The organism is Sulfolobus sp. B1 (assembly GCF_007050195.1).
Taxonomy (GTDB): domain Archaea; phylum Thermoproteota; class Thermoprotei_A; order Sulfolobales; family Sulfolobaceae; genus Saccharolobus.
Genome location: NZ_QIMI01000079.1, coordinates 1 through 8,213, shown reverse-complemented (window position 1 = coordinate 8,213; position 8,213 = coordinate 1). Strand labels below are relative to the sequence as shown.

At 34.4% G+C, this 8,213-nt stretch carries 9 protein-coding genes; 4 read left to right on the top strand and 5 right to left on the bottom strand.

Annotated features, from left to right (window positions below; genetic code table 11):
• Window positions 1–187: 187 nt before the first annotated feature.
• Entirely contained in the window at window positions 188–1,447 is a 1,260-nt protein-coding gene (gene eno, locus DMP16_RS06450) for a phosphopyruvate hydratase (RefSeq protein ID WP_069281851.1), read from the top strand.
• Here the strand turns inward: eno and DMP16_RS06445 are convergent.
• A complete protein-coding gene (locus DMP16_RS06445) occupies window positions 1,444–1,695 on the bottom strand; it encodes a hypothetical protein (RefSeq protein ID WP_069284544.1) in 252 nt (83 codons plus the stop codon). The genes eno and DMP16_RS06445 overlap by 4 nt on opposite strands.
• A 97-nt stretch (window positions 1,696–1,792) precedes the next feature.
• Between DMP16_RS06445 and cdvA the strand changes: the two genes are divergently transcribed.
• Genes cdvA through cdvC form a run of 3 tightly spaced genes read left to right on the top strand, consistent with a single transcriptional unit; the run spans window position 1,793 to window position 4,508 of the window.
• Window positions 1,793–2,590 (top strand): cell division protein CdvA, encoded by a 798-nt coding sequence (cdvA, locus tag DMP16_RS06440; protein WP_083216340.1) that lies wholly within the window; start codon window positions 1,793–1,795, stop codon window positions 2,588–2,590.
• A gap of 18 nt (window positions 2,591–2,608) precedes the next feature.
• Window positions 2,609–3,379, top strand: coding sequence for a cell division protein CdvB (gene cdvB / locus DMP16_RS06435; protein ID WP_069281849.1), 771 nt, complete (start codon window positions 2,609–2,611; stop codon window positions 3,377–3,379).
• Window positions 3,380–3,392: 13 nt separating this feature from the next.
• Window positions 3,393–4,508 (top strand): cell division protein CdvC, encoded by a 1,116-nt coding sequence (cdvC, locus tag DMP16_RS06430; protein WP_069284542.1) that lies wholly within the window; start codon window positions 3,393–3,395, stop codon window positions 4,506–4,508.
• 27 nt (window positions 4,509–4,535) lie between these two features.
• On the opposite strand, the gene DMP16_RS06425 is transcribed toward cdvC, so the two are convergent.
• The 4 genes from DMP16_RS06425 to DMP16_RS06410 form a co-directional block, all read right to left on the bottom strand.
• On the bottom strand, window positions 4,536–6,560 hold the full coding sequence (locus DMP16_RS06425) for a DNA topoisomerase I (protein WP_143576992.1): 2,025 nt from the start codon (window positions 6,558–6,560) through the stop codon (window positions 4,536–4,538).
• Window positions 6,561–6,568: 8 nt separating this feature from the next.
• Window positions 6,569–6,865 carry a DNA-directed RNA polymerase subunit K gene (locus tag DMP16_RS06420; RefSeq protein ID WP_069281847.1) on the bottom strand — a complete coding sequence of 99 codons (297 nt, stop codon included), beginning with the start codon at window positions 6,863–6,865 and terminating at the stop codon, window positions 6,569–6,571.
• Entirely contained in the window at window positions 6,856–7,977 is a 1,122-nt protein-coding gene (locus tag DMP16_RS06415) for an alanine--glyoxylate aminotransferase family protein (protein ID WP_069281846.1), read from the bottom strand. The genes DMP16_RS06420 and DMP16_RS06415 overlap by 10 nt, the downstream gene beginning before the upstream one ends.
• Window positions 7,974–8,213, bottom strand: a 240-nt coding sequence (locus DMP16_RS06410; RefSeq protein ID WP_304948037.1) for an NAD(P)-dependent oxidoreductase, incomplete at its 5' end; no start/stop codon positions are given. The genes DMP16_RS06410 and DMP16_RS06415, both read right to left, overlap by 4 nt.

The following is an 8,213-nucleotide window of genomic DNA, read 5'->3' as shown; positions in this document are numbered from 1 at the left end:
AAAACCAACTAAGTGAGGAGCTAGAATCCACGCTGTAAGGAATGCTCTTTCATTGCTTATCTTATCTTTAAGGATAATATAGTAAATTGGTGATAGAATACCATAAATGAAGAAGATAAGAGACTCAACGCTAACATTTATCATTAGCATTAATATCTGTTGATTCATACAGTATAAGGGGATTTATATGACTAACTATTTCTTGATAGATAGAATAAGAGGAATCGAAATAATAGATTCGAGAGGGAACCCAACTTTAAGAGTATTCGTAAGAACTAAGGGAGGAATAGAGTCTTTTGGAGATGCCCCAGCTGGTGCTTCTAAAGGAACAAAAGAGGCTATAGAAATCAGAGACCCAGCTACTCTAAGCGTCAAAAAGGCTGTAGAAATAGTTAATTACGTAGTAGACCCCTCGTTACACAGCTTTGATGTTAGAGATCAAACAAAAGTCGACAATACATTAATCCAAATGGACTCAACAGAGAATAAGAGCAAAATAGGAGGAAACTCTATGATAGCCACTTCTATAGCTGTTTTAAAGACAGCTGCTAAAGCCTTACAACTTGAAACTTTCCAATACATCTCTGGACCCAAATATTCTAGGATTCCGATTCCTCTGCTTAACATTATCAATGGGGGAGTTCATGCCGGAAATAAACTAAAGATCCAAGAATTCATAATAATTCCAGCGAATTTTAAGACCTTTAAGGAAGCTTTAATGGCTTCCCTTGAAATTTATAGAAGTCTAAAGAATTTAATAGCTGAAAGATATGGTAAGATCTTCACGGCAGTTGGTGACGAAGGAGGATTTTCTCCACCTCTAGAAAACACTAGAGATGCACTAGATCTTCTCGTTGCTTCTATCAAAAATCTTGGCTATGAAAAACAAGTATTCCTAGGCATGGATGCAGCGTCTTCAGAATTCTTTAACGAGAAGAAAAATACTTATACTCTAGACGATAAAGAATTTTCTCCAGATAAATTGGAAGAATATTACCTTCAGCTGGCTTCAGAATATCCTATAATTTACTTAGAGGATCCTTTTGAAGAAAATTCATTTGAAAAATTTAGCGAGCTTCAAAGCAAATTAAAGAACACAATCGTAACTGGAGATGATATTTATGCTACTAATATAAAATATTTAAAAACTGGAATAGATAAAAAATCTACTAGAGGAGTTATCGTAAAACCAAATCAAGTTGGCACTTTAACTGAAACATTCAAATTTATAGATTTAGCTAGAAGTAATTCAATTAAGACGATAATAAGCCATAGAAGTGGAGAGACAGAAGATAACTTTATAGCAGACTTAGCAGTAGGAGTCTCCTCAGATTTCATAAAGACTGGAGCACCGGCAAGAGGCGAAAGAATTAGTAAATATAACAGATTATTAGAAATAGAAAATAAATATGAAATAGAATATAATGGAAAATATTTTTGGCTTTAAGGCAATAATATACCTAGAACTACTAGAAATATTGCTATAGCTAATAGAAATAAGATAAATTCTTTAGTTGACATTGAAGGTACTGCTTTAGCTACTTTAACTAAACCATACACAACTCCTCCTATTATTATAATTAACAAGAGAACGAATCCTATAATAACCAGCGTATAGCTCAATGGTTCTACGTTTATTTTGCTGACGATATGAGATAGTTGGGATGTAATATTGCTAAGTGCTTGAAGTGTCATATCTGCATTCAAAAATAAAATTAATGTAGACTATGCTTTTTAAGGTTGATTACATAATATTTTCATCAAGATGATGAGGGTTAAAAGCTCTTATTGAATGATGAGTCTCTACCTTCTGACGAGCCCTAATGTTTATAAGTATTACTTAAAAGACCAAATATTTTTGAGGAGTATTACCATGCCCGTTTCGTACGAAGTGCTAACGAAATTCATAGGACAAAAAATTAAAGACATATATAGTAGAGAGCTTGGTTATTTAGTTCACGTTTACAGTGAGATAGATGGGACTATTACCGGAATAGAAGTATCTCAAGGAAACTCAATAATGACAGTAGAACCAGAAAGAATAAAGTTTGATGGAGATAGTATATCAATACTACCAGATTGGAAAGCAGAAGCTATGAGAATATTAACCTTAATGGAAAAAATCAGAAAGAGGCAGAGAGCATTAGAGGAGTTATTTAACAAACAAGAGATTCCTAAGAGCGAGTATGATGAGATGAAGAGAAAATTGGACACAGAGATGCTAAAGTTAAAGGACGAGCAAAGTAAACTGAAGGGAAAATTGAAGGTAAGATTAAATGAGATTGAAGATCAATTGTCACATTTAGATAAAGCTATAATTTCCTTAAAGATGAGTTATATCTCCTCAGAGGTCCCTGAAACAGCATATAAGAACTCTGTTGAGATACTAAGGCAATCTAAAGAGAGTTATACTCTAGAGAGAGATGATATAAGGAAGACACTAGATAGACTAGACTCATTAGATAAGGAATCTATAGAACTTAAGCCTTTAGGCTCCTTAACTACGCAACAGCAGAACGATACAAAGGCTGATCAATCCAAATCGGAAATACCATTGCCTATACCAGTAAAGGTAATAAATACTCTTTGATCAAGTTAGTGAGTTAGAATGCTAGAAAAGTTATCATTTATTTTTAATGCGGAGAAGAAACGAAAAGCTCAACTAGGTAAGATACTTACTGAAATATCCCTTAAGCTAAAGGACCAGCAAACCAGATTAGAGGAAGCTATAAGAAGGTTAAAGGATAGAGACAAAGAATTATTTGAGAAAGTAGTGAGAGCACAAGTAGAAGGAGATGATGCTAAGGCAAAAATCTACGCTCAAGAAATAGCTGACATAAGGAAGATAATTAAAGTGATCTATACTGCATTTCTTGCGATAGAGAAGGTTAGATTAAAGTTAGATACTGTTCAAGAATTGCAAGGAGTATCTTTAGTTCTATATCCGGTGGCAAAGATATTAGGTGATTTGAAAGATCAGATAAAGGGAATAGCTCCAGAAGTCGCGATAGCTTTGGATTCAATAATAAGCAGCGTAAATGGCATCGCTGTGGAAACTGGGACTATAAATGATAGGGGTGTAATTCCAGCAGTAGTAGACGAACAAGCTAGGCAAATACTAGACGAGGCTCAGAAGATGGCAGAAATTAAGGTAAAAGAATTACTTCCTGATCTTCCACATCCTCCGATAGAACAACCAAGACTACAAAAGGTAAGTATCAAGAAAGTTACAGAGAAAGAGATTCTAGATTACATAATGACTAATGGTGGGTTCTTGGATATTGAGCACTTCAGTAGATCATATGGGGTGGATAAACAAGAAGTACTAAAGTTGTTAGAAGTGATGAAAAGTAAAGGTCTAATCTCAGTGGAAAGTTAGAATGGTGAACCTAATGAGCGCCCAAGTAATGCTAGAAGATATGGCGAGAAAATATGCTATACTAGCCGTGAAAGCTGATAAAGAGGGTAAGGTAGATGATGCGATAACATATTATAAGAAGGCAATAGATGTATTAGTTCAAATCATAACCTTATATCCGGATTCAGTAGCTAAAACCGCATATGAGCAAATGATAAACGAGTACAAGAAAAGAATAAATTATCTTCAAAAGCTAGTCCCAGTTTCAGAGGATGGAGATAGTACCGGAAAGGGTAATGAAGAAGTAATAATAACTGAGAAACCTAAAGTCTCATTTAATGAAATTGTAGGTCTAGAAGAAGTTAAAGAGGCATTAAAAGAGGCTATTATATATCCTACTAAAAGACCAGACCTATTCCCGTTGGGATGGCCTAGAGGAATTTTACTTTATGGCCCACCAGGATGCGGTAAAACTATGATAGCAGCTGCTGTTGCAAACGAGATAGACTCGATATTCATCCAGTTAGACGCTGCTTCAGTAATGTCTAAATGGTTAGGCGAGGCTGAGAAAAACGTAGCTAATACTTTCAAAATGGCTAGAGAAGAATCAAAAAAACAAAATAAGCCAGCAATTATATTTATAGATGAAATAGATGCCTTGCTAGGAGTGTATTCAACGGAAGTAGGTGGAGAAGCTAGAGTGAGAAACCAGTTTCTGAAGGAAATGGATGGTCTACTTGATAAGTCAGAGAATTATAAGGTTTATGTTGTAGGCGCAACCAATAAGCCCTGGAGACTTGACGAACCTTTCCTAAGAAGATTCCAGAAAAGGATTTATGTTAAGTTACCAGATTATGAACAAAGACTATCATTATTCAAGTATTATACATCAAAAATTAAACTAGCTAATGATGTGAGTCTTGAAGAATTAGCTAAGATGACTGAAGGTTATACGAGTAGTGACATCAGAGATATAGTACAGTCAGCTCACATTAAAGTGATAAAAGAAATGTTTAAGAATAACTTAACAGAACCTAGACCAGTTTCGATGGAAGACTTTAAAGAAATATTGAAGGTTAGGATGCCTAGTGTTAATCAAGAACTTATAAAGGCTTATGAAGCTTGGACTGAGAAGTTTAAAGCACTATAATATTCAGATACCCCAGAGTATACCTCATTAAATCGGCTTGGCATGACTTTCATCATTACTCATAAAATCTTTTATGACGTCCTTTATATATATACCTGTAATTTTACTGCTGTATAATTTCTTCAATATTTTATCTTCAGCATAACCAGTTCTTTCTTTCCAGACATTCAAAGAATCTAATAGTTTACGTTTAGCAGTATAATGATACACACATAAATCTTCCTTATAACTTTCAAAGTTACAATACTTGCATTTATTATATCTTAAAAATCCCAATGCTTTACCTAACCATATCCCCACGTTTTCCTTATTTTTTTCATATTCTTTAATAAATTGATTTAATCTCTCTATATTATATTTTACTACCTCCTCTTCTGAAACCTTACCTAACTTTATCATCTCTAATCTATTTTCCATGTCTGCAGTCAACTTTACATCAACTATAACTGGGAAAAACTTATTCAATATATCTGCTACGTAAAATCCAAGTTCAGTAGGCACTAGATACCTCCCATTTAATTTAACATATTTCCTCTTTATCAGTAATTCGATTATTCGACCACGTGTAGCTTCCGTCCCTAGCCCAGAAGATTCCATCCACTTAAGTAAACTCACCCTAGTGAATCTGGCATCAGATTTATTTAATACAATTCTAGCTCTGCCACTCGTGACAATACCTTCCTCACCAACTTTAAGATCAATCACTTTATCCTCCTTAATATAGTGATAAGGGTATAAGTCGAGCCAATTCCTCTCGACTATTTTATTGAACGATAGGGAAAACGAAACGTCCGTTCTGATACCCTTAATTTGATAGGTTACTATACTGACTTTAGCATCTTTAGATATTGAAGCTAAAAATCGTCTTACTATTAAATCATATAATTTGAACCTGTTTCCAACTAATTTAGTATTAAGTTGACCGGTAGGATGGATAGCTGGATGAGCAGGGTCATCCTTCTGACCCTGCCTAACAATAAATTTATTACCAGTCATCTCTTTTACTAGCCCTATCAATTTTCTATACTGTGTCCTCTCGAGATTTTGTACAATTTCAAATATATTGACCGTTTTAGGAATTCTTTGACTATTAGTTCTAGGATAACTTATTAGACCATCTAAATACAATTCTTCAGCTATTTTCTCCACATTATATGGTGAGATTCCGAACAGTTTACCCGCTTCAACTTGGAGGTCAGTAAGATTAAATGGGGAAGGTCTTTCTATAATCTTAAAATCCGTTTTCCTCTCTACGATCTTTACTCTTTTTCCGATAATATTATTCAGAAATTTTTTAGCGTCATCTAATTTATCGAATTGCTTGTCTAACGAGATATTAAACGTTAAATCACCAAACTTTACCGTTATTGTTATCCCGAATTTGGGTAACGGAATATGCAAATTTCTTTGAACTTCAGAATTAACGACTTGAACTAATGTAGGACTTTGTACTCTACCTGCACTTAATATAACTCTTTTTTTAGTTATACTATGCAACGCTATCATCAATGCTCTACTTATATTAATCCCCCATATCCAATCTATTTTGTGTCTAGCTATTCCAGCTGATATCATATTATAATCCAAATTTGAAATATTGTTAAATGCATTTATTATATCACTTTTGGTTAAAGCTGAGAATTTAATCCTTTTTGCTCTCTTAACGTCACCAAGAAATTTTATTATTAAATAGCCTATTACAGACCCTTCTACGTCGTAATCACAAGCATTGATAAAACTTTTCGCTCTCTTACTTAAAAGAGATAAAAGATTATAGTATTTTTTTGTATAATACGCTGTTTTATCAATATCCCACAAAGGTTTCCATTCAGCGTCAAAGACTGGAAAACCGTCTTTTCCTTCTAATCCAAATAAATGTCCAGCAGCAGGGGCTACAACATAATGAGTGCCTTTATAAAATATCACCCAATAACTGATACCATACTTTTTACACAATATGGGTTTATCTGAGAGTGCATCAGCAATTTTTTTAGCTGCTTTAGATTTTTCGGCAATTATAAGATTAAAATTGTTGATATTACATAAGTCCATCTCATGATTTAACTCTTCTTAACCGATATTAAAACCACCTTACCATTAGGTAACTTTCGTCTAATAGTAATCGGTAATGCACCCTTTTCAAGCTCAGCCTCAGCTATAGTCACAACGTCTAAATCTGGAGTATTTAAACTGCTTATATCAATAAGTGCAGGAGCTCCCATGGCCAACTGTAAAGCCCTAGCACTAACTATTCTGGCTTTCTCATACTTGGTTAACCTATTTTGCCATAAATAGACGAAAATCTCATTAAAATGTAAATCTTGTGAAGACAAAATTAAATTCCCCCTTAATCCCATATAACTTCTGCTTTTAACTCTTCCGGCAACTTACAATCGTTAGGTGGATCTTGATATATATTGGTGTGCAAGATCTCATTCATTGCATTAACTAATTTAATTAGAGCCCTATCATCAACTACACCTAAGATGCCTATTCTTATTATCTTAGTCGACAAGTTTCCCATTCCTTTACTAATCTCGATATTTCTCTTAGCTAATTCAGATATTAACGTATTAACTGGAATAGGAGGGAATGCTGCTATTACAGTATTTGAGAAATTATTCATATTCCCTAACACTTCAAAACCAATTTTACTCATAATTCCCCTTAAATATAATGAACATGCCTCATGTCTCTTCCATCTATTTTGGATTCCTTCACTATCTAATATTTTAGCAGCTTTCTCAGAAGCAAAAAATGCCCCAACTGTTGGCGTAAATGGTGTCTCTCCCTTATCTTGAAATTTCAAATGTAATCCTAAATCTAAATATGCTGGCAAATCAGAACTATTTATCTCATTAATCCCGTCATCTGATAAAGCTACAAAGCCTAGGCCGGGTATGCTAGCTAAAGCCTTTTGACTTGCAGTAGCTACTGCATCTATTTTCCACTTGTTAACATAAAGCGGGAAAGCAGCAAATCCTGATACAGAATCCACTAGTAATTTAAGTCCACTACCTTTAACCACTTTACTGATAGTTTCTAGATCCCTAAACGCAATACCAACACTCGTCTCGTTATGAACTAGAGCTACAGCTGTAGCATCCTTATTTTCCTCTATAGCCTTTTTAACCTCATCTATGGTAAAGAATTCCCCTTCTTTCTTCTCATAACTTACTACCTTTACACCTCTTCTATTCAAGGAATCTTTTAGCCTATTACCAAACTCTCCATAGGGAAATGTTATCACTTTTTCCCCTCGTCTTAATAAGGAGAAGACCATTGACTCTACGGCTAATGTGCCGGAACCGCTTAATAAAGCAACTCTAGTGGCATTGAAGTGATTGATCATTAAAGACTCTAAGTTCTTTACCGTTTCTCTAAACTTATCAGATCTATGATTAACAAGAGTTAGAGAAGCTTGCAATACACTTAGTGGAACGTTTACTGGACCCGGAATTAGCATCAAGTTATTACACCAATCTCCTTTAACGTGTTTACAAGGTTATTTGTAGTTACTACAGCTACTCTGTGCTGAGCCTCTTTAGTTTGTGCACCAATATGAGTTGTTACTATTACTCTCTCATTCCTTAATAATTCATATTCCCATTCCTCTTTTGGCGGCTCGTGCCAAAATACGTCAGTTGCATATACTATGTTCTTCTCTCTGATATATTTTAGAAGAGCTTTGCCATCCACTATCAC

Coding starts and splice junctions, on each gene's coding strand:
- eno (WP_069281851.1), top strand. CDS start 188: ATGACTAACTATTTCTTGATAGATAGAATAAGAGGAATCGAAATAATA.
- DMP16_RS06445 (WP_069284544.1), bottom strand. CDS start 1,695: ATGACACTTCAAGCACTTAGCAATATTACATCCCAACTATCTCATATC.
- cdvA (WP_083216340.1), top strand. CDS start 1,793: ATGATGAGTCTCTACCTTCTGACGAGCCCTAATGTTTATAAGTATTAC.
- cdvB (WP_069281849.1), top strand. CDS start 2,609: ATGCTAGAAAAGTTATCATTTATTTTTAATGCGGAGAAGAAACGAAAA.
- cdvC (WP_069284542.1), top strand. CDS start 3,393: ATGAGCGCCCAAGTAATGCTAGAAGATATGGCGAGAAAATATGCTATA.
- DMP16_RS06425 (WP_143576992.1), bottom strand. CDS start 6,560: ATGGACTTATGTAATATCAACAATTTTAATCTTATAATTGCCGAAAAA.
- DMP16_RS06420 (WP_069281847.1), bottom strand. CDS start 6,865: ATGGGATTAAGGGGGAATTTAATTTTGTCTTCACAAGATTTACATTTT.